At 40.7% G+C, this 25757-nt stretch carries 21 protein-coding genes and 1 pseudogene; 6 read left to right on the top strand and 16 right to left on the bottom strand.

Annotated features, from left to right (window positions below; all coding sequences use genetic code 11):
- Positions 1-28 precede the first annotated feature (28 nt).
- The 3 genes from CMT41_RS05470 to CMT41_RS05460 form a co-directional block, all read right to left on the bottom strand.
- Positions 29-1831, bottom strand: coding sequence for an MFS transporter (locus tag CMT41_RS05470; RefSeq protein ID WP_058026586.1), 1803 nt, complete (start codon positions 1829-1831; stop codon positions 29-31).
- A 279-nt stretch (positions 1832-2110) separates the two neighbouring features.
- Entirely contained in the window at positions 2111-3643 is a 1533-nt protein-coding gene (locus CMT41_RS05465) for an aldehyde dehydrogenase (NADP(+)) (RefSeq protein ID WP_058026585.1), read from the bottom strand.
- Positions 3644-3783: 140 nt separating this feature from the next.
- A complete protein-coding gene (locus CMT41_RS05460; RefSeq protein WP_058026584.1) occupies positions 3784-4797 on the bottom strand; it encodes a 4-hydroxyproline epimerase in 1014 nt (337 codons plus the stop codon).
- Between the two features lie 485 nt (positions 4798-5282).
- Here CMT41_RS05460 and CMT41_RS05455 point away from each other — a divergent pair, with 485 nt between their 5' ends.
- From CMT41_RS05455 to CMT41_RS05445, 4 genes and pseudogenes are all read left to right on the top strand, one after another.
- A complete protein-coding gene (locus tag CMT41_RS05455; protein ID WP_058026583.1) occupies positions 5283-6605 on the top strand; it encodes an NAD(P)/FAD-dependent oxidoreductase in 1323 nt (440 codons plus the stop codon).
- A 114-nt stretch (positions 6606-6719) separates the two neighbouring features.
- Positions 6720-6975: pseudogene (locus CMT41_RS18550) on the top strand (transposase); the annotation flags it as partial.
- Between the two features lie 104 nt (positions 6976-7079).
- Positions 7080-8048 (top strand): dihydrodipicolinate synthase family protein, encoded by a 969-nt coding sequence (locus CMT41_RS05450; protein ID WP_057180368.1) that lies wholly within the window; start codon positions 7080-7082, stop codon positions 8046-8048.
- Positions 8049-8206: 158 nt separating this feature from the next.
- Positions 8207-8506 carry an FAD-dependent oxidoreductase gene (locus CMT41_RS05445; RefSeq protein WP_058026582.1) on the top strand — a complete coding sequence of 100 codons (300 nt, stop codon included), beginning with the start codon at positions 8207-8209 and terminating at the stop codon, positions 8504-8506.
- Positions 8507-8572: 66 nt separating this feature from the next.
- On the opposite strand, the gene CMT41_RS05440 is transcribed toward CMT41_RS05445, so the two are convergent.
- Together CMT41_RS05440 and CMT41_RS05435 are read right to left on the bottom strand one after the other, a co-directional pair.
- Positions 8573-8896 (bottom strand): DUF2956 family protein, encoded by a 324-nt coding sequence (locus tag CMT41_RS05440; RefSeq protein ID WP_058026581.1) that lies wholly within the window; start codon positions 8894-8896, stop codon positions 8573-8575.
- A gap of 56 nt (positions 8897-8952) precedes the next feature.
- The gene (locus CMT41_RS05435; RefSeq protein ID WP_058028150.1) at positions 8953-9477 is read right to left on the bottom strand and encodes a phosphatase PAP2 family protein; all 525 of its coding nucleotides are present in this window, start codon (positions 9475-9477) and stop codon (positions 8953-8955) included.
- 494 nt (positions 9478-9971) lie between these two features.
- Between CMT41_RS05435 and CMT41_RS05430 the strand changes: the two genes are divergently transcribed.
- Positions 9972-11975 carry a M13 family metallopeptidase gene (locus tag CMT41_RS05430; RefSeq protein ID WP_442855081.1) on the top strand — a complete coding sequence of 668 codons (2004 nt, stop codon included), beginning with the start codon at positions 9972-9974 and terminating at the stop codon, positions 11973-11975.
- Between the two features lie 234 nt (positions 11976-12209).
- Here CMT41_RS05430 and CMT41_RS05425 read toward each other — a convergent pair whose 3' ends face one another.
- Together CMT41_RS05425 and CMT41_RS05420 are read right to left on the bottom strand one after the other, a co-directional pair.
- Entirely contained in the window at positions 12210-14135 is a 1926-nt protein-coding gene (locus CMT41_RS05425; protein WP_058026579.1) for a methyl-accepting chemotaxis protein, read from the bottom strand.
- 362 nt (positions 14136-14497) lie between these two features.
- The gene (locus CMT41_RS05420; protein ID WP_197410257.1) at positions 14498-14665 is read right to left on the bottom strand and encodes a hypothetical protein; all 168 of its coding nucleotides are present in this window, start codon (positions 14663-14665) and stop codon (positions 14498-14500) included.
- A 413-nt stretch (positions 14666-15078) separates the two neighbouring features.
- Between CMT41_RS05420 and CMT41_RS05415 the strand changes: the two genes are divergently transcribed.
- Positions 15079-15576, top strand: coding sequence for a CreA family protein (locus tag CMT41_RS05415; protein WP_058028149.1), 498 nt, complete (start codon positions 15079-15081; stop codon positions 15574-15576).
- Between the two features lie 351 nt (positions 15577-15927).
- Here the strand turns inward: CMT41_RS05415 and CMT41_RS05410 are convergent, their stop codons facing one another.
- The 9 genes from CMT41_RS05410 to CMT41_RS05375 all read right to left on the bottom strand — a co-directional run bounded on the left by CMT41_RS05410 (position 15928) and on the right by CMT41_RS05375 (position 25731).
- Complete coding sequence (locus tag CMT41_RS05410) at positions 15928-17244, bottom strand: ATP-binding protein (protein WP_058026577.1); 1317 nt, start codon at positions 17242-17244, stop codon at positions 15928-15930.
- Between the two features lie 47 nt (positions 17245-17291).
- Entirely contained in the window at positions 17292-18026 is a 735-nt protein-coding gene (locus tag CMT41_RS05405) for a response regulator (protein WP_057180154.1), read from the bottom strand.
- Positions 18027-18145: 119 nt separating this feature from the next.
- On the bottom strand, positions 18146-18577 hold the full coding sequence (locus tag CMT41_RS05400) for a DUF3019 domain-containing protein (protein WP_058028148.1): 432 nt from the start codon (positions 18575-18577) through the stop codon (positions 18146-18148).
- Positions 18578-18589: 12 nt separating this feature from the next.
- A complete protein-coding gene (locus CMT41_RS05395; protein WP_058026576.1) occupies positions 18590-19636 on the bottom strand; it encodes a MipA/OmpV family protein in 1047 nt (348 codons plus the stop codon).
- 691 nt (positions 19637-20327) lie between these two features.
- Positions 20328-20501, bottom strand: a complete 174-nt coding sequence (locus CMT41_RS19005) for a DUF3545 family protein (RefSeq protein ID WP_157466282.1) — start codon at positions 20499-20501, stop codon at positions 20328-20330.
- 201 nt (positions 20502-20702) lie between these two features.
- Positions 20703-21158 carry a DUF1456 family protein gene (locus CMT41_RS05390; protein WP_057180152.1) on the bottom strand — a complete coding sequence of 152 codons (456 nt, stop codon included), beginning with the start codon at positions 21156-21158 and terminating at the stop codon, positions 20703-20705.
- A 364-nt stretch (positions 21159-21522) separates the two neighbouring features.
- The gene (locus CMT41_RS05385) at positions 21523-22848 is read right to left on the bottom strand and encodes a DEAD/DEAH box helicase (RefSeq protein WP_058026575.1); all 1326 of its coding nucleotides are present in this window, start codon (positions 22846-22848) and stop codon (positions 21523-21525) included.
- A gap of 175 nt (positions 22849-23023) precedes the next feature.
- Positions 23024-24679, bottom strand: a complete 1656-nt coding sequence (locus CMT41_RS05380; RefSeq protein ID WP_057180150.1) for a glutamate synthase-related protein — start codon at positions 24677-24679, stop codon at positions 23024-23026.
- A gap of 95 nt (positions 24680-24774) precedes the next feature.
- Positions 24775-25731, bottom strand: a complete 957-nt coding sequence (locus CMT41_RS05375) for an ABC transporter substrate-binding protein (protein WP_057180149.1) — start codon at positions 25729-25731, stop codon at positions 24775-24777.
- Positions 25732-25757: the final 26 nt, after the last annotated feature.

Here is a 25757-nt window from a genome sequence, read left to right as displayed (position 1 = left end):
AGCACAACAGCCGCTTATAGCTATGTCATTAAGCTGTTGATGTTGATTGTTCTGCTGACGGCTCTTTTTGTGCTAACTGTTGCTGCTTGATATCGCTAACAAAGTGCTTATTAAATAGATAAAAAGCCAAGCAGGTAACAAAACCTAAGCAGGCAATTATGGCCCACATCAGTTCCGGTTTATTTAACTCTACGGCGAAGTAGCTATATAACCAGCCAGAGAGTAAACCAGCAAATAAGCTACCTAATGCCATAGAAACAAAGTAATAGCCCATAAACATGGCGGCTTTGTCTTTAGGGGCAAAAGAGGCGACATATTCTTGGCTCTTCGGTGTTGCGGTCATTTCACCGACAGCAAAAACAATTACTGAACAACTCACCAATAGGCCACCAAAAATGACACCGTGAGCAAAACCTTGCATTAACATCGACAGGGATAAAATAGCCGTACCAACAATAAGGGCTGGTAGCGGGCTAAATTTATCAATAAAACGACTGATTAAAATTTGAAAAATTATAATCATCAGAAAATCTAAACTTAAGATAGTCGCAGGATTAACTTGACGATATTTGTCTGACCATTGCTCAGCAACTGTTTGACTCAACCCCTGAGCACTTGTGATGTCGTTGGCATTGATTGACAATGCAATTTGTCCAAAGCTATTAAGAATTTCTTGCTCAGGAATACGAACATCTAGCGCAGCCATTGTGCTAGTGATCTCTTTTAGCGCAGCTTGAGCTTGCAAGGCATCAATATCATTAAACTTGCCAGCCAAACGCATAATTTCACTACTTAAGGTATCAATATTCACTGAAGTTAAAACATCATGTACCCAAGGGCTAACGGTATGTAGTAATGAAACCAAATCTGAAGTATCAACAAAGTCACGAATATAAACCGGCAAGGTTATAAATATTTGAAAATATACTGTCCAAAATCCCGACAGTATTAATAAGTACGCCATAAACGGTTTATTGCCTATGGTCATTTTTTGCAAATACCATGGCAGTACACCTTGTTGGCTTGGTTTAGTGAGCAACTTAGCCACCGAAAGGTCCCAAATAATGGCGCCAACAATTAATAATACCGTGGCAATTAAGGTAAATTCACCGCCGATATAACCCGCATAGAAGGCCACAAGTATGATCAACAAAGGCACTACTAATAAGGCGAGACGCATATTGCCTAATACTTGCTGCATTTCATGAAAAACTTGCTTTAAGGGTTTATTTTTACCATGACGCTCAGGCTCTTTATAGAAAAATAACGCCGGGATAAAGTTTACTGATATCCAAATACAGGCAAAAACAAACACCGCTTGCCAACCATAATTTTTTTGAATAATGGGCGCCAATAACGGCCCTAAAAAACCACCGACATTGACCATCATATAGAAAATACCAAAACCTAAGCCTCGGTTAGTATCATCGGTTGTTCGGCTAATGGTTGCGGTTACCACAGGTTTGAAAATACCTGCGCCTAGTGCTATCAACATAAATATGCTCATAAAACTGCCCAGATCTTTAGCGTAACCTAAAAAGTAATAACCCGGCGCCATCAGGGTAAAAGACAGCAAAAACATTTTGCGATAACCAAATCGGTCGGCTAGTGCGCCTGACACCACAGGGAAAAGATAAAGAAAGAAAGGCACCACCCCCATAATCAAGCCACGCTCAGTATTACCTAAGCCTAGACCACCTTGAGTGGTGGGGGTCATGATATAACTGGCGAGCAAGGTATACATACCATACCAAGCAAGTCGCTCGAATATTTCCATGGTATTGGCAACGTAAAAGGCTTGCTGAAAAGGACTTCGTTTGGTCTGGCTCACTATCTTATCCACCATTTTTATTATTGAAGGTTTTTTATTATTAAAGGTTTTTTATTATTAAAGGTTTTTTATTATTAATTATTGATTATTGCTTGTTAACCACATTAGTCCTGTTGATTTTCGCAACGCTAAACATTGCATAAATCAACAGAATTAATGTTGAACGTAATATTTACAGTGAAATTATTTACAGTGAAATTTAAAGTCATATTAAAAGTTAAAATTAAAGATAGAAAAAAACCAAGTACATTATGTACTTGGTTTTAAAGTTAACTTTAGTTAGTCTTTCAATAAGGCCGGTAACAACTCTGTCGGCATGTTTTGATAACAGATAGGACGTCTAAAGCGGGTAATGGCTGCACTGCCCACTGACGTTGTTCTGATATTAGTTGATGCTGGGAATGGACCACCGTGGTTCATTGAGGCACATACTTCAACACCGGTAGGCATTTGATTGTAGATCAAGCGACCCACTTTATGGGCAAGGCTAAGACTTAGCTCTTTCGAGGTAGCTAAATCACTGTCTAAGCCATGAATACTTGCGGTTAAGTTACCTTTAAGTAGGCTAACGAACTGCATCATTTCAGCTATATCAGCACAGCGAACAACTAAAGCGCTAAAACCAAAAACTTCTTCTTGTAGTAATGGTGTTTTAGCAAAGGTAGCTAGGTCGGTAGCAAATAATGACGCTGAACACTCTTGCTCATTACCTGTTTTACCTGTTGATAATAAGCTAACACCGCTAAGTGCTTTGCGCTCAGCAACGGCAGCATTATAGCTAGCACACATTGCTGGCGTTAACATAACACCCGCTGCTTGCTGCGCTAACGCTTCGCTAGCTGAAGTGATAAAGGTTTGGTAACTTTCACTTTCTTCACTGCCTACTACAACCCAAACGCCCGGGCTGGTACAAAACTGGCCTTGGCCCATCATTAATGAAGCAACTAAGCCTTGTGCAATTTCAGCGCCGTCTTGAGCAACTTTATTAGGCATAATAAATTGTGGGTTAATGCTACCTAGCTCACCATAAAATGGGATAGGCTCAGGGCGTTGATGAATTTGCGCTTGTAAAATCATACCGACACGTTCAGAGCCAGTAAAACCAACTGCTTTAACTAATGGATGACTAACAATTTGTGTAGCGATGGCATAGTTTTTACCTTGGATAAGGGAAAATATACCGCGATCTAAGTCACAGCTTTCAATCGCTTTCAATATTGCTCTGGCTACCAATTCAGCCGTGGCAGGATGTGCCGCGTGTGCTTTCATTACCACAGGACAACCTGCCGCTAGCGCAGAGGCGGTATCACCACCCGCGGTAGAAAAGGCAAGCGGGAAATTACTTGCCGCAAAAACACCAACTACACCTAGAGGTAAATAACCTAAACGAGTATCAGGTTTTGGTAACGGTTGACGATCGTTATTAGCCTGCTCAATAACACCTTGATACTCTCCTGCTTCCAATAGATCAGCGAACAGTGCCAGTTGACCAATGGTTCTGCCGCGTTCGCCTTGAATACGCATTGCCGGTAGACCTGTTTCAGCACAAGCGGTATCAACTAATTCGTCACCTAGGGCAAGAATTTCCGCACCAATCGCGCGTAAAAAAGCAGCGCGTTTTGTTGCACTTAACTGGCTATAAGAAGTGAAAGCGTCATTGGCACGTTCGATGGCAGTATTTACTTCAAGCTCAGTCGCATCAGCAAATTCAATATCAATCGCCTTATGAGTTTGGGCATTAAATGCTTTAAAGCCACCTTCAGTTTTGCCTGACCATTCGCCAGCAATTAAATTTTGTCCTGATATTGTCATCTTCTTACTCACTTATGTTGCTAGGTGCCCTTATCAAATAAGCACACTGGGTATAATTTGGGTTTTAACGAAGGGACTCGTTATCCTTTCATCAGAAATTTTACTAACTCGTTATGACTGAGTTATTCATCTTAGGTATGCTACTTAACACTAAAACCAAAAGCATAAGGATCATCGTCATCGATGGTAATACAGTTTTTACCAAATACTTTTGCCCAGCCTTCAATGCTCGGCATAATGGCAGTGATGGTCTTACCTGAGGCATTTAGCTCAACTACGCTTTCAATCTTGCCGGTAAATTGGCTACCAATAAAACTTTCATGCACAAAGGTATCGCCTACCGCTAGTTTACCTTTGGCAAACAATTGCGCCATTCTCGCACTGGTACCAGTGCCACATGGCGAGCGATCAATGGCTTTATCACCATAAAACACCGCATTGGCGGCATCTGAGCCTGGAGTTTGCGGCTGCCCGGTCCACAAAACGTGACTGACGCCATTAACACTGGCATCTTCTGGGTGCACGCAGTCAAGGGATTTTCCTGCGATTTCACGTACTATCGGGCTCCACTTCAATATATCTGCCGCGCTCCATTGGTCGATACCGGGAAAGTTTTCTTGTGGTTCGACAATGACATAAAAATTGCCACCGTAAGATACATCAACAATTAACTGACCTAAACCTGGAATATCGAGGCTGATATCGCGATGTGCTAGGTAAGCGGCAACATTAAATATTTTAACGCTAGAGACCTTGCCATTATTTTCTTGATACTCAATAGCAATCTGACCGGCGGGAACATCTATAATAAGTTTCCCTGGGATTTTCGGGGTAATAAGACCATTTTCTAAGCCCGCGGTAATAGTGCCGATAGTGCCATGACCACACATAGGTAAGCAGCCCGAGGTTTCAATAAATAAAATGGCCGCATCCGCATTATCACTACAAGGTGGATACAAAAACGCACCTGACATCATATCGTGGCCACGCGGTTCAAACATCAAGCCTTTACGGATCCAATCAAAACGTTCAATAAAATCCAGACGCTTTTCACTCATGGTGTCACCCACTAAGTTGGGATGACCACTGGTCACCAACCGAACCGGATTACCGCAGGTGTGTGCGTCAATACAAAAAAATGTACCTTTAACCATATTGTCCCCAATAATAATTCCTTTTTAACTGACTAAAGGGAAGTACGGAAATTAAATTCCTGTGCTTCCCTGTCAATTGCTAATAAAGCAATTAATCTAAGTTAAATTTGCTCAAATCGATGCGGTTTGCAACCGCTTCATTATAGATGCGTTCAACGTTTGCACGCTCTTCACCAATTAATGGCATACGTGGCGCACGCGTTAACTCGCTAAATTCTTTGTGATAATATCCCAATCATTTTTGTAGCTTTTTACAACTATTAGTAATGTCGATTTTTCTGTCGATGTTAAATCCGACGTCTACTTCGACAATAATTCCGTTTAGTACAAAAATGAATTTTGATAAACTATTGCTAGTCAAATTTAAGTATATTGTATACAATCCATTTAAGATGGCAAGTATAATTTATTTTTACTTCATAGTCGGCAGCAAAACCTATTAATAATAATCACTTAGACCTCTAGTTATCACAAGGTGTAAACTAATGAATACAGCAGAACATAAACAAGATAAAACACAGCAAACAGTTGCTGTTATTGGCGCCGGTATTATTGGTATAAATTGTGCGCTAGAGTTACAAAGTCTAGGTTATCAAGTCACTTTACTTGATAAGGAAGGTATAGGTTTGGGCTGCTCGAAAGCTAATGCCGGTCATTTTGCCAGTGAACAGGTATTTCCTTTGGCTGAGTCTTCATTATTATGGCAAATGCCGAAGATGTTACTTGATCCTCTTGGACCCGTTTCATTATCAGCTAAGCACTTTTTTAAGGCCATTCCATGGTTTGTACAGTTTTTTAATAATATGCGTCCGAGTTTACGTGCTAAAAACACCCTGGCTTTACAAGCACTCAATAAAAATGCCATCCGCCATTATACTGAACTATTAAAAGCCGCCGATGCAGAACATTTAATTAGCTTACAGGGTTCCTTGTTAGTGTTTGAAACAAGTGAACTGAGTAAAGTAGAAGCAATGCATCAGCACTATCAAAGTGCTGGCATTGCGGTAAAACTCTTAGATAGAGCGCAGACCCTTGCCTTGGAGCCTAATTTAAGTGACAACATTAACTATTCGCTATATTTTACCGACGTTGCTCACACCATTGATCCCTTAGCATTGAGCCGAGCATTGGCCGACTTCGCTAAAAGCAAAGGCATGACCTTTCAACAAGCAGCTGTAACAGGTATTACACAAACCGATACGGGTGTTACGCTAAAAACAGATGGAACAGAGAATACAGATAAGTTAACACTCGCTTTTGATCACTGCGTTGTTGCTTGCGGTGCATGGTCAAAAGAATTACTAAAGGGCTTAGATTATCACCTGCCTATTGAAGCAGAACGCGGTTATAGCTTGAGTTTACCTATTAATGAACAAGAGTCTGCCCTATTATCTCGACCAGTAGCTTCTGCTGAACGCCGCTTTATCATTACCCCAATGGCTAATACCTTAAGACTAGCGGGCACAGTAGAGTATGCAGGCCTTGACGCACCAGCCAACTATAAGCGTGCTGAAATGTTAAAAACTAATGCCGCTTTTATTTTAAAGGCACTGCCCGAAAGTAAAGCTGAACAAGAGTCAGAGCAAGCAGCTAAAGAAGAAAGCTGGATGGGTTGTCGCCCGTCATTACCTGACTCTTTACCGGTTATTTGCCAAGCGCCAAATCACGATAAGATATTCTTTGCCCTTGGCCATCAGCACTTAGGTCTAACCCAAGGAGCTATTACCGGCAAACTAATTGGTCAATTAGTCACGAAGAAAAAGACAGAAATTGACCTTAGTCCTTTTTGTATTAGTCGCTTTAACTAGCATTAACTCAGGCAACTGCGACAGTAAAAATTGAACAGTTCATTTTTGAAAATCCTGACCAAACTAAATCACTTGTATAAAATCTCACAGAACGCTGACTGAATAGGGAAAATTCAACGGCAAAAATTGATTTATGGTGCGATAAGAAAACATTTAGGTGAAACTTTTCTGAATTAGCTAAAGGTAAAAGTGCGATCTCGATAGCAAAAAACTTCAGAGGTAGGCAGCGCAACTTCAATGGAGAAAACTTTTGGGCCTAGAGGGTATTTTGTTTCAACAGTAGGGTTGGATGAAAGTATGGTAACGGGTATATATCCCAAATCAACAGAAAAAAGATGAGTTCCGGGAGCAACTGAAGTTTGGCATGTAATACGCTTTGGGCGTAAGCCAATAATCCTCCGGCTTTGCCTGAGGTAATTTAAATGGTATAATGTATTCAATATTCAATGTGGTTTTTAAACAAGAGAAAATATGATGGAAACAAATAGTACAGATTGGCGATATACGGTTATGCCGGCCGTGTTTACCTGGCTAAAAGAGTCAGAATCCGGTGCCCTTGAAATTGACTTTGATGCAACACAAAAACAGGCTGCAGGTGTTTTAAAAGCTCAGGGAAAGGGCGGCAGCAGAATGGGCGGACTTGTCGCTTCAGGTACTCTGGGTGAGAATAGCTACCTGAGCACCGAACAGCGTCTTGCTTTACTTACATGCCTTTCTGAGGTTGCTAAAGAATACAATGTCCCGTTGATCAGTGGAGCTGCAGCAGAAACGAAGGAAGAGCTTGCCAAAATCATTGAAGGACTCGCAACGGTTGGAGTGGATACAGTCATGGTCATGCCGCCAAAAACTAAGGCGGTTCCTTCTGATGAAGAAATGTATGCGTACTATGAGCTTGCTGTAGCAACTGCAAAAGAGGCAGGCGTAACAATTATGCCTTATAACAACCCTGATGCAGCCGGCTATCATGCGCTCTCAACTGATGTTCTTAGAAGACTTTCTGTTCTACCTGAAGTAACTGCTCTTAAAATATCGACTACAGATGTTTCAACTATTGAAACGCTGATGTTAGAGAACAAAGATTTAAAAATTTTGGCAGGTGTTGACACTGTAACTGTACATGCAGGACTTGCAGGAGCATGCGGTGGGATTACAGGTGTAGGTACTATCTTCCCAAAAGCAAGTATTACTATGCAAGAGTATGTTTTAAAAGGAGAATGGGCTGAGGCAAACAAAATTTCTCAGGCCATGAATTCCATATCATATCTTGATGCTCAGCCGCTGCTTATGGAATATCTTAAGTTTGCTATGGGAATTCATCATAATGATGCCGATGGAGGGCTTCGTACCTTTGGTAAGAAATTAACTCAACAGCAAATTGATGATGTCCGCGCAAGATATAGTCTAGCAAAAGAAAGACTTGAACTTCTGGATTTAATAGACTGATCCTTGCAAATATTCAAAAAGAGAAAGCTCCGTTTTTACGGGGCTTTTTGTGTCCGTCTTCGGATTGGCACCGAGTTTTTAGATCCCAAGATAGTAATGATTCTATGTCAGGCTCGGGTTGACTGAGTTCTTCTAAACATTTGACCAGGTAGCGTTAAGTGTTGCTCTTAGCGAATTTTCCAAAAGCAAAAGCCGCCTTTATTTTAAAAAACTTGCCTGAGCAAACAGCTGAACAAGCAACTAAAGAAGAAAGTTGGATGGGCTGTCGTCCATTATTGCCCGACTCTCTACCCGTTATTTGCCAAGCACAAAATCACGATAAGATATTCTTTGCCCTTGGTCATCAACATTTAGTCTTAACGCAAGGTGCTATTACTGGCAAACTTATTGGTCAGCTAGTTACTAAGGAAAAGACAGCAATCGACGTTCGCGCTTTTTATATCAGTCGCTTTAACTAGCATAAAAATAACTATAGTTTTAACGGCAAATAAAAGCACAATGGTGCCCAGCAGCTCTGAAGGGCATTAGCTAAGCAGTAAGTAGCTAATAAAACCCAGCCAACTTAAGCCTAATAAGAGCCAAGGTAGCTTATTAGTACTGTTAACGTCACTTAGCTTATCCACCCCTGCTAGCTCTTCAGCGGCGCGTTGCTTTTGTTTCACTTGCTGTTTGCGGTCTTTATCTCGCTCACGAGACTTTTTACTTTGCAGCTTTTTATATTCACTAATACCCTTTTCAATGCCTTGGGCAATAAGTTTAGTTTGTTCTTTGCTTTGGCCTTTTTTTTGTCTGCCCGTGGCCACTTTTAGGGCTTGCTCTTGGGTTTCTTTTGATACTTTATTCGTCATTGTTTGCTGCTACTCTTATTTGTTTTTTTGATATTTTAATATTTTAATATTAATCGTTAAAAAGTGCCGCTAAAACTCAAGCCATAATGACCAAGGCTAGCGGTAGGTAAAATGGTAATACCCGAGTAAGGTTCGGTAAAATATAGCCCTGAAATAACACCAATAGCAGCGCCAGCTAATACATCTACCGCATAATGTTTATTACTTTGTACGCGACTATAGCCAACAAAAGTTGCGCCAATATAAGCGGGAATTCCCCATTGCCAGCCATAACGTTGTTGAATAAATGTTGCCGCGGCAAAACTATCGGCGGTATGACCTGAAGGCAATGAATCGTCCCCAGAGCCGTCAGGTCTGTCTTTCTCTACAGTGAACTTGATCCCTTCCACTGCCACACGAGACACTAGCCCTGACTTAATAAGCTGCCAACTACCTTGATAGTTATCCTCTATCACTAAGCTGGCAGTTAAGGCCGTGGCTGGTAGAAGTAAGTGGATAATATCACCTGACTTTTCCAGGTTAGACTTTGCCAGCACTGGGCCGACGATAAGGAATAACAATAGCAATAAAAACGTTTTCACTAAAACTAACTCATAAAATAATAAATCGTGGTCGCCTTTATACCTAGCCAAAGCAATAATTGCAAAATTCATTTAGCAGAAGGTAACTTTATTAACAACAAACTTGCATGACCATGTTTGTTTTCATTACCGCACGAAACCAGGGTGTAAAGTTGCTGTGACAATAATCTCATCGAATAAACCCGACCGTTAAACGCATCCTAGTTGACATTTTTTTAACATACGAGAAAATGGTAGGGTTAAGAATGCTAGGGTAAGCCGATAAATATTGGCTGCTCATGAAAAAGCAAGAATGTTATAAAGCAGCCAATACAAGCATAACCGATAAAAACAAAAGTTAAGCTGCTTGTTTTAATATCGCTATTTACTTGGCTAACTAATTAACGACAGCCAGTTAGTAGATAACTACAAAAATCAATTTAAAAGAGAACAATTTTATGAAAAAATCTTTGATAGCCATTGCCTTGGCTGCTACCTTTCTTGGTGGTTGTGGCATGTTTGAAGCGAGTAATGACAGCAATAAAAGTGTTACCGTCAGCAAAGCTGAGCTTGGTAGCTTTGGTGTCGACTTAAGCGCCCGTAATGAAGCAATAAAGCCCGGTGATGACTTCTTTATGTATGCCAGCGGTACTTGGTATGACAATTTTGTTATGCCTGCCGATAAAACTCGTTTTGGTGCCTTTACTGCTTTAGCTGAGCGCAGTGAAGCACAAGTAAAAGAAATTATTGATGATATTACCAGCCGCAGTAATCTCAACGCCGATGAACAATTAATTGCAGATTTTTATCAGGCATATATGGACACTGAAGCGGTCAATAAATTAGGCATAAGCCCGATTCAGGCGACTTTAGCTCAAATTAGCGCAGTAAAAAACACTAACGATTTAACCAAGATTTTTGGTCAGGCATGGTTAACGGGGACCAAGTCGCCAATTGGTGGCTATATGTGGTTTAACCGTTTAGATCCAAACCAATATGAAATGTCTATTGGTGCTGGTGGCTTAGGTCTGCCAGACCGTTCTTACTACTTAGAAGACAGTGAACGTTTTGAAGAAATCCGTAATGCCTATGCAGCGCATATTGCGACTATGCTAGCTTTTGCCGGTATTGAAAATGGCCAAGCACGGGCCGAGCAGGTTTTGGCACTGGAAACTAAAATAGCCCAAGGACACTGGCCACGTGAGAAACGTCGTAATCGTGATTTAAGCTTAAATCAAGTAAAACGTGCTGATTTAGCTAAGCAATACCCTGACTTTGACTGGGATACTTACTTTGCTCAATCCGGTTATAAAGTGCCACAACTTAATATTTCTCAGCCTGAGCCGGTAAAAGCCATGATTGCTTTAATCAACTCAGAGAAGCTAGCAGTTTGGCAAGATTATTTAACTTATCATACCATTAGTGGCAATGCCGGTTTATTGTCTGATGACATTTATGCCGCTAATTTTGCTTTTTATGGACAAGAATTAAATGGTCAACAAGAGCCCCGTCCACGTTGGAAACGTGCTATTGGTGAAATGTCAGATACCGAATCATTAGGTTTTGCTATTGGTAAAGTCTATGTTGAACGCTACTTCCCTGAAAGCTCAAAGTTACAAATGGCGCAGCTAGTTGAAAATTTACGTACGGCTCTGGGCCAACGTATCGACGGGCTTGATTGGATGAGTGATGCAACGAAAGTGAATGCTCATGCTAAGCTTGCCGCATTTACCCCTAAAATTGGTTACCCTGATGTCTGGCAAGAATTTGACGGGGTAACAATTTTAAAAAATGATTTAATGGCTAACATTAAAAACTTACGTCAATTTTTTCATGCCGATAGCGTCGCTAAAGAGTTAAAGAAAACCGACCGTGATCGTTGGGGTATGACGCCACAACGTGTTAACGCCTACTACAACAGTTCATTTAATGAAATTGTCTTTCCTGCAGCAATATTACAACCGCCATTTTTCGATCCCATGGCCGATGCTGCGGTTAACTACGGCGCCATTGGTGCGGTAATTGGTCATGAGATGGGCCATGGCTTTGATGATCAAGGTTCAAAGTCTGATGAAAATGGTATACAACGCAATTGGTGGACTGATGAAGACCGGGACGCTTTTGATGCAAAAACCGACCAATTAGTGGCGCAATACAATAAGTATGAAGCCATTCCAGATAACTTTGTAAACGGCCGTAACAGCTTGGGCGAAAATATTGGTGATGTTGGTGGCTTAGCCATGGCTTACCATGCTTATAAATTGAGTTTAAATGGTAAAGCAGCGCCTATTATTGACGGTGTTACTGGTGACCAACGTTTCTTCTTAGCATGGGCACAAGTATGGAAAGAAAAACGTACTGAAAAGAGTATGTTAAACCAATTACGTGGTGGTACACATGCACCAGGACGTTTCCGTGCACAAGCGCCACGTAACCACGATGCTTGGTATAAAGCCTTTGACGTACAACCAGGTGATGCGCTTTATTTACCAGAAGATGAGCGTGTGCGCATTTGGTAATAATAGTTAGCTTTTAGCAGACAAAAAAATGCCAGTCATAATGTGACTGGCATTTTAATTTCGTAGGATGATATTTTAAATTTTATTATCAGAGAAAGCTGTAATAAATGAATTTTATGTTAAAGCAATTAAATTCAATGAGAATAAATGTTCAAAAACAAGGCGCTTGATTGAGCAATAGCTAGCTATTGTGATTGAAAGCAACGACGTTATTGGATATTTAGGCCATTAATATTAATTAAACTTAAAACGTGATACTAGCTCATTTAAATGCATGGCTTTCTCTCTAAGCTCACTACAAGCAATAGAGGTTTGCTGCACTATCTGGCTATTGGCGCGCGAAATATCAGCAACGGCACTAACATGAGGATTAATTTCACCGACCACATTCGATTGCTCTCCTGTCGCCGTAGCAATTTGCAAATTCATCTCATTCATAATAGCGATACTTGCTGAAATACTTTTTAAGTGTTTACCTGAGTTACTCGCCTCGGTTTGACTGTTAGTACTGAGCTCTGTGCTTTGAGCAATCGCGGCAACCACCTCTTCTGTTTTAGCTTGAAGTTTTTCAATAATACTTCTGATCTCTTCGGTCGAATCATGACTGCGTGATGCCAAGGTCCTGACTTCATCTGCAACCACGGCAAAACCTCGTCCTTGTTCGCCAGCACGGGCAGCTTCAATAGCGGCATTAAGGGCCAACAAGTTAGTTTGCTCAGAAACACTACGTATTACTTCAACAACTGTATCAATAGAGCGAGCGTCTTCCGCCAATTGTGTGATCATAGCACTGGTAGAGATGAGCTGTTCACTCATCGCTGAAACGCTAGAGATGGTTTGTACCACCGAGTCGTTACCTTGCTGCACCGTTGCATCAGCAGATTGTGCACTTTGCGCGGCATTATTTGCACTGCCGGCAATCTCTTCTGCGGTCATTCCCATCTCATGCATCGCCGTGGCAATTTGCTCAACGCGGCTCACTTGCTCATTAATTTCAGCTTCCATTGATTTAGCTTGTGAGTCTATTTCGTCAATGGCAACCGCAAGTTCATTACCGGTATTTGAAACCTGCTGCATTATTTCGCTTAAATGGCTAACAAATTGATTATACCCCCTTGCCATAGTACCTACTTCGTCTTGACGTGAATCATCTAAACGACGGGTTAAGTCGCCACCACCTTCACCAATTTCGGCCAACATATCAGCCAACTGACCAAAGGGCGAAATTAACCGAGAGATTAGCAAAGTACTGACCAAGGCAGAAATTACCGCAATAATTAGCCCCATCATAACGAGTTTCCAAGTCGCTTGAGTTAATGCACCAAGTACCTCTTCTTTGGGAACCTCTGCCACGATATACCAGCCTATATTGTCAATATAGCGACTTGCCATAAGGGTTGTTACCCCGTTGCGGGTAAACTCAGTTGAGGTAAATTGTGCTTTCGATAACAAACTTTGGCTATTTTCAACGCCGATATCAGCCAAAGACTTGCCAATTTGTTGGGTATTCGGATGAAGTTTTATTTTACCCTGCTCATCAACTAAAAAGACCTTACCCGTTTTTGCAATACGGTATTGGCTAATAGTTTGCGCCATATTCTCTAATGATAAACCCACCCCCACTACAGCGCTAGGCTCACCTGAGACTCTCATTAAGTAATTAATAAATAAGGTGGGGATATTGGTTTGTTCATCTATATCTAGAGCAAGTTCATATTGCTTGCCACTATTGATAAAATTATAAAACCATTGATCATTATCATCTTGTCGCGATAAGGTTTTAAAAAGTCCACCTTGGGTGAAGTAGTGACCGGTGTTGGCTGAGACGATAAAAGCGCTAATGGTATCAAATTCACGCTGAATATTTTTTAAATAAGAGGTAACTTGTTGCTGCTCACCTCTTTGCTCACCATTAGCAATAAACTGCTGAGTATAAAGGTTAGTCGACATGGTCTGCGATACCGTAATAGGTAACAGCAAATGTGCCTTTAAATCATTGGCAACCTCACCCAGTGCTGCGGGTAATTCTCTTTCAATGGCGGCTTCCAAAATAATGGCACGACTTGAGCTAAGGGCGAAAGCACTAACGATGACAATAGATAGCACCACGGCAGTCAAGGTAGTAAGTACAACTTTACGGCGAATAGTTAAATTCAACATAGATAAATCTCTTCCTTTGAAAGTAAAAGCGAATTGATACTGGGACTAAAATAAGAACTAAAAATTTACAATAACTTAACAACATCCGACTACATATACCCCAAGCTACTTGAAGCTGCATCTTCATCTAGTTTGGGTATATAGCTACTATGAATAATTTTAGCTGATTTAATTAATGTACTAAGCCAAATTAACTATAGACCAAGCAAAATCATTCTTTAAAATACTTTCCATAGCCGGACTGTTAATTTCATATGATGAAAAACTAACAGTTATATAGAGTTATCGGCAGTTAGTCATTTTTCTAAAATAAAATACAGCAAAAAAAACCAAGCCGTTACGGCTTGGTTGTTAAGTCGCTATCATGTTGTCACCATAATAAATAATGACAACATAGGTGAGCGCTGCCAGTAATGCTCAACATGTTTCCATGACCTGCCAAGAAATTGCGTTGGGATTTCCCCTAAACCACTATCCGCGGTAAGTACTTTACTTAACCGGTTGACCGCAACTGCGGCGGCAAAGCGCATTGTTTTACTCCAAGACAAAAGGTGGGCCAAACATGCACTCACCATTATTTGATTAAAGGTTTGATTAAAAGTTTGACTAAAGGTTTGATTGCATAAAAACAACAATATTTACCAGAGTTATCATATAGTTACCATGTAGTCCTACCTTATATCTTGGTGCATCAGTCACAAGCGTTAGAACAGCACCTTGGAAGGTAAAAGCGCTAACCAAAGCCCGTTTAAGCGTTTAAGTCAGTAACTATCGGATATGCTAGGGCTGAAAACCTTAGCCGTTATAAAGTTTTTTATTTTAACTAAGAGCAATGCCAGTTAATATCTAGCCTGCCTTGGGGGGCGAGAAATCGTTTACTCACTTCATTGTCATTTCAAGCATCCGTGACAGTGATAAAATAACCATTCAAATGGACATTAACATGTTAAAAAAAATAAAAATTTACGGCTCGATCTTCATCTTATTAGTTATCACTTTATTCATAATAAATAGCCTATCAAAGGATGAAGTCGGTGATATTTCTTTAGGTATGTTTACGTTAAAAGACATAAAGATCAATACGTTAATTGACCCGCTTGTGCCAGGTATTACTTGTCACATAGCAAATGTTGAAGACACTTTTAGCTTATCGGATCCCAGTGATAGTTCAATATCGTGTCGTCAAACGGGCCTAATTAGCTCGGTAATGATTGCCAAAATAGATAAAAGTAAGTCTGGCGAAGTAGTCTTTAAAAAATCTAAAAGTATATTTTTAAAAACCATGAAAGTAAGACGTATTTTTGACGCTAAAAATCAAACCTTAATGTATTTGTCTTATGCCACTAAAGAAACCTCTGGCAGTTTTAAACATAGCCTGTCAACAGTGCCATTGTGGGGCACTAAAGCTTATGTGGCGCAAACGATAAGCGTAGCAGATTAGAACCGTAATAACGTGTCGTTTGCCACCCTACCAACCCCTGAGTTAAATAGCACAAAATAATATTTACCTCTGTTAATTACAAAAAATAACTTTACATCAGCGAAGTAGTTAGTACAATTACTCTACTTCGTTAGGAGTGAGTAATTACTAAAGTTTTTTTATCGGTATAGGGTTGCGCATTAATGCTGGTCAACCTCTTGCTAATAGTCAGTAAATCACTCACTTGCTTAAACGCTACTCAACTTCCTGATCATTTGTATTCCCTTACATTGATTATTTTCAGCCACGTGGATAACGTGGCTTTTTTTTGCCTATTTTTTGTTGATATAATTTTGGCTCTACTGGCTTTGCTTATACTTTAGCTTTAGGCAGCGTTATGCTAAATTGTGCCCCGTGTAAGCTTGCTGAGTTGTCAATGGTGATATTACCGTGATGCCACTCGACAATTCGCTTAACGATGGCAAGCCCCATACCGTAACCCTTTACTTTTTTCTCGCTACCTTGACCGCGAATAAAAGGTTTCATGATTTGTTCTCTTTGCTCAATAGCAATACCCTGACCATCATCGCTAACCGTGACAATAATATTACTGCCCTGCTCGACCACGGTTACCTGAATTTGACTATCGCAGTACTGATAGGCATTTTGTAATAAGTTACTCATCAACACCATTAAATAAGAGAATTCACCATCAACCATCACTTGCTGTTTAGGTACCTGCAAAGTCAGTTCAATATCATCTTGGCTTTTATTATTAATACAGGTATTAAGCAGTGCGATAAAATCTACCGGGGCTTTATTTAGGGTGATTAAGGTTTGATCTAAACGAGCGTAACTCAGTAAACTTTCGACCAAATCAACCATTTCATCAACGTTATCACTAATCCTTTGCTCAAAACGTTTGCGTAAAACAGGATCATCTTCTTCTTGAATGGTATCAATACCAAAGCGAATGCGTGCCAAGGGAGTACGTAAATCGTGAGAAACAGCGCTACTGAGTAACTTTATATCGGTAACTAAATCATCAATACGCTGCGCCATACGGTTAAATTCTAATTCTAAATCACGAATATAAGAGATAGAGCCAACATCTATACGCTGATTTAAATTACCTTCGCCAAATGATTGTGCCGCTTGTCGTAAGGTCATTAATCTTTTTGCTAGTGGATAAAGCCACAATAGCATTAAGAGCAATACCGCCAAATAAAACAAACTGGTTAGAAAAACAGGTAATAATGAGTTACCTTGATTGCCTGTGTGGGGCAGCGTGGTTAAGACCAAGAGTTCATCAGTACGAGCAAGATAAAAATGCAAGGCAATACTATCATCGGTTTCAAGTAATAACGGCTGGCCGGCAGTCAAATCGTCAAGTAAGGCTTGTGGTAAAGGAAAGTTCGTTAAAGGCTGTAAGTGTAATGACAATGTACCTTCGTTAGGCCATTTATCAATAAACTCTTGACGGTTATCAAGCGCCGACAGCGTTACCGCCAAGTGAGTACCTACTTGCTCTAAAACACTGATGGCATCTTGCTGTGCTGTTGTTGATTGTTGTTGCTCTTGGTCACTATATTGCGTTAAGTATTGCGCATAAATACCATCAAACATCCAACCTAAACCAATCGTCGCGATGAGCACTACCGCCAGTAAAGAAAGCGTTAAATTACGCATAAAGAGTTAACCCTGAAAATTGTCTAAAAGAAGGCATATAGCGCTAATTACCAAACATCCTTGGCAAATAAGTAGCCTTTACCCCAGATGGTTTTAATGCGAAAAGGCTCAGAAGAGTCATCTTTTAATTTTTTTCGTAACCTTGATATGCGTAAGTCAATGGAGCGATCAAAACCGTCATAATCAAAGCCACGAAAGTGGCTCACCAGCTCTTTACGAGACACCACCTGCCCTGCTTTGCTGGCAAGAAACCATAAAACATCAAACTCATTAGAGGATAATTTTATCGACTCGCCATCAAGGATGACACTGCGGGCCTGTGCACTAATCAGCAAACCGCTGAACTTGAGTACACCATTAGACGCCAGCTCATCAACACTAAGCTGGCTATTTGCTGTACGAGACTTTTCCTCACGACGCAGTAAAGCGCGAATCCGAGCCAGCAATACCCTAGCTCGAACGGGCTTAGTGATATAGTCATCAGCGCCCATCTCTAGCCCTAGCACCTCATCGATTTCTTCATCACGGGCGGTGATCATAATGATAGGGTTAGTAAAGCTGGCTCGTACTGTCTTGCAGACATCAAGTCCATCCATACCGGGTAACATGCCATCGAGTAAAACAATATCAGGATTAAGTGAGCCAATAAGAGCCACCGCCTCATCCCCTCGGTGGCAGGTGGTGACTTTAAAGTCACGTGCGATTAAATAGTCCGCTATCCAGTGGGCGAGATCGATATCATCTTCAACTAATAAAATATGCGAACCCGTTTGCGCTACCATGTCTTAGCTATCCTATGTTTGTCTTAGTTTGTTTTAGTTTGTTTTAGTTTGTTTTAGTGAGCCTTTCAGCTGCATTAGCAGCTGTCATGCCAAAGAGTGACTCCAGGGAGTAATTTACGCTAAAATATACGCCATGATTTTCTTGGCTGACCTTTTTTCTTATGAACCCAAGCCATTTTTACTACCGCGGTTGCTACCGATAAACTGTCATTTTGACGTCTTAATGAAAATTCTAAATTGATATTACTATCAAATGATTTTTTAAATTCACCCTCAGTGGTATTTTCCCAGCAATTAAGTGCTTTAGTCGCTGCCGAGAGATATACGCAATAATTGCCTGGGCTAGTAACTTGCCAGCTTAACTGCACCGAAACATAACAAGCCTGCCCTTGGCGCATAGCAACACATTGCTCTGGACTTACCTGCATACTCGCTTGTATATCTGTCGCATTAGCTACCGAATTGATGACTAACAACAATAGTAGCAAACAAGAGGTTTTAAGTGGTAATAGCAAGCGTTGTAGCTGCTTGTTCATTTTTGTAGAGAGCATCGCCATGGACCCTTAAAAAATAAATGTTAGTAAAAGGCCAGCACGGTAACCGTCTTCTACGGTATCTTGGCGTGCGGCAATACTGCGTTCAGACAGCGCGTTATAACCGACATAACTGCCTATCACCCAATCAGTAGTTAAAGGGTATTCAACCCCTAACTCGGCCGAGTAGCTGAGACCATCTTTAGTTGATAAGTTATCGTCAGTCCACGTTTGTACGCCATAAGGTGTTACTTCTTTTGAACGGTATTGCATGCCAAGATTACTATAGAAATTAGTATTTCTATACTGCCAGTTATAACTGTATGAAATAGAAGCTTCAATACCATCACTGCCTTCACCATTGCGACTAACCGGAGAGTAAATCATCTGTAGCTGACTGTTGTCATAAAACCCGGTCATTCTAAGACCCGCACGTTCATCTTCATTACGGCTTTGAATACCAGCTAAGCCCTCAATGCCGCGAGTACTATACTGGTAAAACAAATCAAAAGAGTAATCTTCACTATTATAGAAATTAACCCCCCAGGCAGGCATTGAGTACATACCTTGAATTCGACGAGTACTAATACCTGGTGACTCAATAAACAAGCCTACTAACTGCACTCGGTAACTAATGGTGACATCAAATTCTGACTCAGTATCGGCATTGGCGGCATAAGCATAATCATCACCAACACTGCTGATGGCACTGACATCAACATAAAAGCCGTCTCTGCGATTTTGAAAAAAGCGATGAATGGTCTCACAGTCTTTGTCATCATCGTCACAACTGTGCGCTTGATGTTTTTCATCATCACAGTCACCAATGCAAAAAGAAAACCCATCATGGTCATGACTTTCTTCCTCTGCTGCAGTAGCTTTTGTGAGTGCTTTTATTGGCTCTTTAGTGAGTACTTTATTATCTGTTTGCTTATCACCTTTTGCCACTGTTTTTACTTGCTCTATTGGTGCTACATTTTTATTTTCACTCTCTTCTGCTGCGGTCGCAGCAAATGAAGTTAAAATAACACTGGTGGCAACTAAGCTAACTACGGTGGTTTTGATTAAGTTTTTCATAAATTCCCTGTGAATGTCTCTGTTTGATAACCGTAATATTAACTAAGCATTGAAACAATAGACGTAACACAAATTAAGCTGATGTATCAATTTGTATCATATTTTAACGCAATAATAACATTGCTTTACACCCAGAGGAATGGAGAATAAGCGAATTAAGCATGTTGGCTTGGTCAAAGTGAGCTGACTATAAGCCATGACTATCAAGCTAAAAATCTGCTTAGCGGGTCTCATCTGCCTATTAATTCCCATCACTAGTAGTTTTTTGCTATCTCAACAGTCAACAGCTTATCATGACCCGCTCAGAGGTAGCCCATACTGAGGGTAACTGCAGCAGTTACAAGTCGCTTAAGTTGGTCAGAGACGTGACCTACTAACAGATGCATTACCTATACAAGATAGGGTTACAGAAATAAATTACAAATGGCAAGAGTAGCGGTCTTGAACAATAAAAAATAGCCCCAGCAAGACCCCCCGAGGAAATGCAGACCGCCAACTTTTATCACGTTAACAGTAAGGTGTACTGACACTCATTTTTATCGGCGCTATTACTTTATTTATTGAGCGTAAATCGCCGAATACCTAACATTTTTTGAACTAAGCAAGTGCATGCTTCACTCAGAAATAAGGGGCGAAAAATCTCAGTGCCAGTCAGTGCCAGTCAGTGCCAATATAAAGGAAGCGAAATAAACTAATAAGAGTATTGCTCAAAGCAAGCAATGTCCCTGCGTAAACGCTGCTGGTCTTTTATCGCTTCGATTTCACGCCATTTCCGTTTACGCTCTTTAGCCTTGCCTTTTTTATCCAGCCTAGTTAGTTCATCATCTGCCAACAAATCTGCTTCATGCCAATATTCATTATTCATATGACTCTCCTATCACTAACGGTAAGTGGCAATTTAAGGGAGTTATATGAAACTAAGATGAAAATAAGATGACATTTAAGTGACGGCGCCCGCTAATTCCTGCTAGGTTAGCGGACCAGCCGATATATGGATAAGTAAACTTAGCGAGTGCTAATTTTTCCTTCGCAATGAAGAGCAGCTATTTAAACGCTATGGTATTACTTATTGAAATTTAATCTTTAAGCCCTTTAAAAAAGTCGATAAAACATCATCCGAGCAATCTCTATAATGTTTATTGTTAGCGTTTCTAAAGAAGGCACTTAATTCATATTTACCTAAACGCAGCTCAGCGAGCTCTAGAATGCTAATCACCTCTTCGGCTTTTAAAGACAAAGCTATTTTAATTTTATTAAAAATCATGTTATTGGTTAACTGCTCTTCAGTTTGACGTACCGGACCATCACTTGGTCCTCTTTTATCAATAATCAGACCATTTAAGAAACTAGCAAATTCGACATCGAGTATTTCTTGATAGTCGGCATCATCTTTTTCTTTTAAATAATTGGCTAACTGCGCTTCACTAATTTCACATTGGCTTAAGGCAAAAATAGTACGAACTTTTTCATCTGTTAGCTCAAAAATAGTACTGAGGCGGCGAAGGATATCATTATTAATCATTAAAAAACCTAAAGGTTGTCGTGGCTAGAGTTGCTTGAATAGTTATCTATAGACCCGTTTTACTTCAAGATACATGTTCAAGAGTAGCTTGCCGTTGAACGGATATATAGCGGTTTGAAATAACTTTCAATAGATAGCAACATTATAACTGACTATGAACGGATAAGCGTGCTTTGATTGCAAAAATGAATTTTGCTAGTGTTAAAGTAATATGAGCTGCCTGATGATAAAAAATACTATTTTTCAAAAGCATACATTATTTTCTTTACTAGTAAAAAACAATTAGTGAAAAACAAAAAACCGTCTAAACATTTACATTTAGACGGTTTTTATTTAACTGATAATACGCTGTCGATTTAAAGACTTATTTAGCTGGCCACGGACTTCTAATGTGCGCCTTTTTGGCCTGGTTTACTTTCGGCTGGTTACTGCCAGCTTTAAAGCTTCGAGGTTTAGAGCTTCGAGCTTGTTTACTTGCAGCTTGACGGCCTTTCGCTTTATCATTTTTAGACTCAAAGTTTAAAATAGACACTGGTACAGTCTTTTTCACCGGAAATTCGCTAAACTCCTTACGCTCGATAATATGGCCTAAACGACTTTCAATGGCGCAAAGCTCTCTGAAATTATCTTTAGAAACCAAAGAGACTGCTTCACCTGTCGCGCCTGCCCGGCCAGTACGGCCGATACGGTGAATATAATCATCCACTTGCCCAGGCAAATCATAATTTACCACCAGGCTAAGCTCACCAATATCAAGCCCTCGAGCAGCAATACCTGTTGCCACTAAAAACTTAATTTTTCCTGATTTAAAATCACTAAGTAGTTGTTCACGAATATCTTGAGTTCTGCCGCTATGAATACACTCAGCGGCAATGCCGCGCTTTTCTAACTGACTGACTAATTTGGCCGCGCCATGCTTAGTTTCAATAAAGATAAGTGCTTGTTGCCAGTTTTGCGTGCTGATTAAATGACTCAACAAGGCCGACTTATTACTTTTATCTACGGTAACTAACCACTGCTGAATTTTTGGCTTAGAAGCGCTATCCCTACCAATGGAAATTTCCACCGGCTTATGGATAGTCCTTTTTGCTAAGCCACGGACATCATCAGAAATAGTGGCAGAAAACAATAAATTTTGACGCTGCTCAGGTAAACGCTCAATAATTTTATTAATGTCATCAATAAAACCCATATCAAGCATTCTATCGGCTTCATCAAGCACTAACATATCAAGCTCATCAAAATACAGAGCTCGTTGATGAGCCATGTCGAGTAAACGTCCTGGCGTAGCAACAAGAATATCTATACCCAAAATCAAACGTTGCTTTTGCGCTTGTGCATCAACACCTCCGTACATTGCCATCGAGCTAATTTCTAAATGCTTAGCATACTGACTGATACTTGCTTCTACCTGCACCGCCAACTCTCGAGTGGGTACCAAGATAAGCGCACGAATACGTTTACCACGCAGTTTATGGTCGGTTTTTTTATAACGACTGTGGAGTTGCTCAAGTAAAGGTAAAACAAAACTGGCGGTTTTTCCCGTGCCTGTTTGTGCGGCGGCAATAATATCTCTACCGGCTAAAACGTGAGGGATGGCTTTATTTTGAATAGCGGTAGGTTTTTCATAACCTAAATCCGCTAGAGCGGTTAAAATTGGCGCGGATAATTTAAGGGTAGCGAAGGACATAAGGTGTCTCGGGAGCAAAGAAGGTGACTGGCTCAGCATACTTTATAGAACTTACCGATAGATAAAGGCTGGCAGCATAAGAATTGCTGCAGTATAGCAGCAATCGACAAAGCCTAGAAGTTAACCTATGGCTATAACAAATATATTCATTTTAGCCGGCCATTTTACCTTCATCTTAGCGAAGTTCCCCTTGATAAATTTCCCCCTGAGCAAGGACGCCGGAAAAATTAACCCCGCTAAGTAACGCCATGTCACGGTGCCAAGTCGATAAGTCATTTAAGTTAAATTGCTTAAAATCATGATGACCACAGGCACGTGCCATAACCTGCATCAACTGCGTAGAGGCATCAAAGAAATTACTCAATTGTTGCGATGCTTTTTCAATATTGAGTCGTTGACGTAAATCGGCATTTTGCGTGGCAATACCCGCTGGACAATTATTGGTATGGCAAATCCGCGCGGCAACGCAGCCTATAGATTGCATAGCACTGTTGGCAATTGCGATACCGTCGGCTCCCAGAGCGAGTGCTTTAACAAAGTCCATAGGCACCCGTAGTCCTCCGGTTATAATAAGTGTTACTCGACCACTAGCACCAACTTTATCAAGATAACGCCTCGCTCGGGCAAGCGCTGGAATAGTTGGCACACTGATATGATCTCGAAACATTTCGGGAGCAGAGCCGGTACCACCACCACGACCATCTAAAATAAGGTAATCTGCGCTGGCATCTAGGGCGAATTGTATATCTTGCTCAATATGATTAGCACTAAGTTTAAAGCCAATAGGAATACCGCCAGTAATCTCTCTAACATGATCGGCAAAATCTTTAAAATCGTTAACACTAACCAAGTCTTTAAACGTTGGCGGCGATATAGCCGCTTGCCCCGGTGTTATGCCCCTCACTTGTGATATTTTACCTACATTTTTACTGGCTGGTAAATGCCCGCCGGTACCTGTTTTTGCTGCTTGGCCACCTTTAAAATGAAAGGCTTGCACATTTTTTAATAGTTTTTCATTGTAACCAAATTTGGCACTGGCCAGCTCATAAAAATAACGAGCATTAGCGGCCTGCTCTTCCGGCAACATGCCACCTTCTCCCGAGCAGATACCAGTCCCCGAAAGCTGTGCGCCCTTTGCTAAAGAAATTTTAGCTTCTTCGGATAAGGCGCCAAAACTCATATCTGAAACAAATAAGGGGATCTTTAACTGCAAGGGTTTTTTAGCCTCTGGACCAATAATAAGTTCAGTGGCAACGGTGGCATCTTCCATTAGTGGTTTACGCGCCATTTGCGCCACCATAATTTGTAAATCATCCCAATGTGGTAATTGATGTCTGGGTACACCCATGGAGGTCATCGGGCCATGCTGGCCAACGCCGGCTAACCCCTCTTTAGCGAGTTGATGGATAAATTCAACCGTTGGCTCTTCTTTGGTTGGACTGGCAACTGGCATTTGACTGGCAGGATTATTACTTAAAGGTGTAGTGCTTAAAGGCTTAGTACTTAAAGGAGTAGTTGCAGGTAAAATATCTATCGGCTGTGCGACTACAGCTGTTTCTCCAGCAGCGCCTTCTTTACCAATGTGCTCTTTGCTTAATTTATTATGACTGCCATCACAATAAGGTGCATTGTCAGTTTGCTTACATCGACATAAAAAAGCATCGCCACTATCTTGGGCAATAAAACGCATGGACTTAAGTCCAGTGCCTTTATGTGAACCATCACAAAAAGGCTGGCTTTGTGAACGACCACAAGTACAAAAGTAGTATTCTTGCTCTTTATGCAAATTGACTTTAATCGGTTTAATATCAGCAATGATTGCTTTAGCCATGGGATGCCCTCACTTATTAGCTATTAATTGTTAACTGAGGTAAATATAGACATAAATAGTATTAAGCACAGCCAGTTGAGAAAATAGAGCTAAGATTAGGGGGAATTATCGAGCAAGTTTTTAGGACAAGTAAAACTTAACCAGTCTTGGCTTTGATCGCTAAATTTAGTCAGCCATGCTGTTATCGCTTGCTGCTCAGTTTTTTTATCTGCGCCATTTAATGCCGAAGCTTCAGCAATCATCTCAGTGGTAAAATTAACTTTTTTTAGCAGTTGGTAGACACAAGGCCAGCGCTTTTTAAGCCCTGGCCAAGCGGCTTTTTTGATATAAGTAACCTTGGGGTTACCGCAATCGAAATACATCTCTTTGTTGACCCCCCATGAAGCGTCTTGCTCACAGGCTTTTTCAAACTCAGGAAATTCAATAAAGTGCCCTTTTATTCGCACATCTATCCAGTTAGGGCTCCAATTAAGTAGTACTATCGCTTGTTTAGCCTTTTCTGCTTGACGCAATTTTTGCCACAGCTGTTCGGCATTGCCTAACCGTTCAATAGTAAAATTCATCCCTAATGCCCTTATAAGGGCAGCATCGCGATAATTCCATGGTCCTGTATAATAGACGCCCTTCGAGCTCTGGCTATCACCACTAAAAATTTCAGCACATTTTTTTAATGCTTGCCATGCAGGTAACCCAGGACACAACTGCTCAACATACTCTGGGTACCACCAATCTTCCCTACCTAGAGCGGAATGCAAACCAAGGTCTTCTATATAGCCTGCTTTAACCGCTTGAGCGAAGGTACCGTCATCATAGGTTTGCCATATTTCTACTTGTATATGTACCAGCCCCTTTCTTAACGCTCCCATTTGATTGATAGAGCTGATAACTAAATACTCAACCGGATAACCTAATTGTTCAATTTTATCGCCAACTATTTTGGATAGTAATCGTTGACTAGCCCAATCATTTAGCGGGAGAACTATGGCTTCTTTTGCTAAAGAATAGGCATGGAAAGAAATAAAAAAAAGTAAAAATAATGAGGGGACACGCACTTGTGGCTGCCTTAAACGAATTACAA

It is taken from the genome of Colwellia sp. MT41 (genome assembly GCF_001444365.1).
In the GTDB taxonomy this organism is placed as follows: Bacteria; Pseudomonadota; Gammaproteobacteria; order Enterobacterales; family Alteromonadaceae; genus Colwellia; species Colwellia marinimaniae.
This window is presented reverse-complemented; position numbering and strand designations above follow the sequence as displayed.

Excerpts from the sequence above, each read along its gene's own strand:
- CMT41_RS05465 (WP_058026585.1), bottom strand. The coding sequence starts at position 3,643 with ATGACAATATCAGGACAAAATTTAATTGCTGGCGAATGGTCAGGCAAA.
- CMT41_RS05460 (WP_058026584.1), bottom strand. The coding sequence starts at position 4,797 with ATGGTTAAAGGTACATTTTTTTGTATTGACGCACACACCTGCGGTAAT.
- CMT41_RS05455 (WP_058026583.1), top strand. The coding sequence starts at position 5,283 with ATGAATACAGCAGAACATAAACAAGATAAAACACAGCAAACAGTTGCT.
- CMT41_RS05450 (WP_057180368.1), top strand. The coding sequence starts at position 7,080 with ATGGAAACAAATAGTACAGATTGGCGATATACGGTTATGCCGGCCGTG.
- CMT41_RS05440 (WP_058026581.1), bottom strand. The coding sequence starts at position 8,896 with ATGACGAATAAAGTATCAAAAGAAACCCAAGAGCAAGCCCTAAAAGTG.
- CMT41_RS05430 (WP_442855081.1), top strand. The coding sequence starts at position 9,972 with ATGTTTGAAGCGAGTAATGACAGCAATAAAAGTGTTACCGTCAGCAAA.
- CMT41_RS05425 (WP_058026579.1), bottom strand. The coding sequence starts at position 14,135 with ATGTTGAATTTAACTATTCGCCGTAAAGTTGTACTTACTACCTTGACT.
- CMT41_RS05420 (WP_197410257.1), bottom strand. The coding sequence starts at position 14,665 with ATGCGCTTTGCCGCCGCAGTTGCGGTCAACCGGTTAAGTAAAGTACTT.
- CMT41_RS05415 (WP_058028149.1), top strand. The coding sequence starts at position 15,079 with ATGTTAAAAAAAATAAAAATTTACGGCTCGATCTTCATCTTATTAGTT.
- CMT41_RS05410 (WP_058026577.1), bottom strand. The coding sequence starts at position 17,244 with ATGCGTAATTTAACGCTTTCTTTACTGGCGGTAGTGCTCATCGCGACG.
- CMT41_RS05405 (WP_057180154.1), bottom strand. The coding sequence starts at position 18,026 with ATGGTAGCGCAAACGGGTTCGCATATTTTATTAGTTGAAGATGATATC.
- CMT41_RS05400 (WP_058028148.1), bottom strand. The coding sequence starts at position 18,577 with ATGCTCTCTACAAAAATGAACAAGCAGCTACAACGCTTGCTATTACCA.
- CMT41_RS05395 (WP_058026576.1), bottom strand. The coding sequence starts at position 19,636 with ATGAAAAACTTAATCAAAACCACCGTAGTTAGCTTAGTTGCCACCAGT.
- CMT41_RS19005 (WP_157466282.1), bottom strand. The coding sequence starts at position 20,501 with ATGAATAATGAATATTGGCATGAAGCAGATTTGTTGGCAGATGATGAA.
- CMT41_RS05390 (WP_057180152.1), bottom strand. The coding sequence starts at position 21,158 with ATGATTAATAATGATATCCTTCGCCGCCTCAGTACTATTTTTGAGCTA.
- CMT41_RS05385 (WP_058026575.1), bottom strand. The coding sequence starts at position 22,848 with ATGTCCTTCGCTACCCTTAAATTATCCGCGCCAATTTTAACCGCTCTA.
- CMT41_RS05380 (WP_057180150.1), bottom strand. The coding sequence starts at position 24,679 with ATGGCTAAAGCAATCATTGCTGATATTAAACCGATTAAAGTCAATTTG.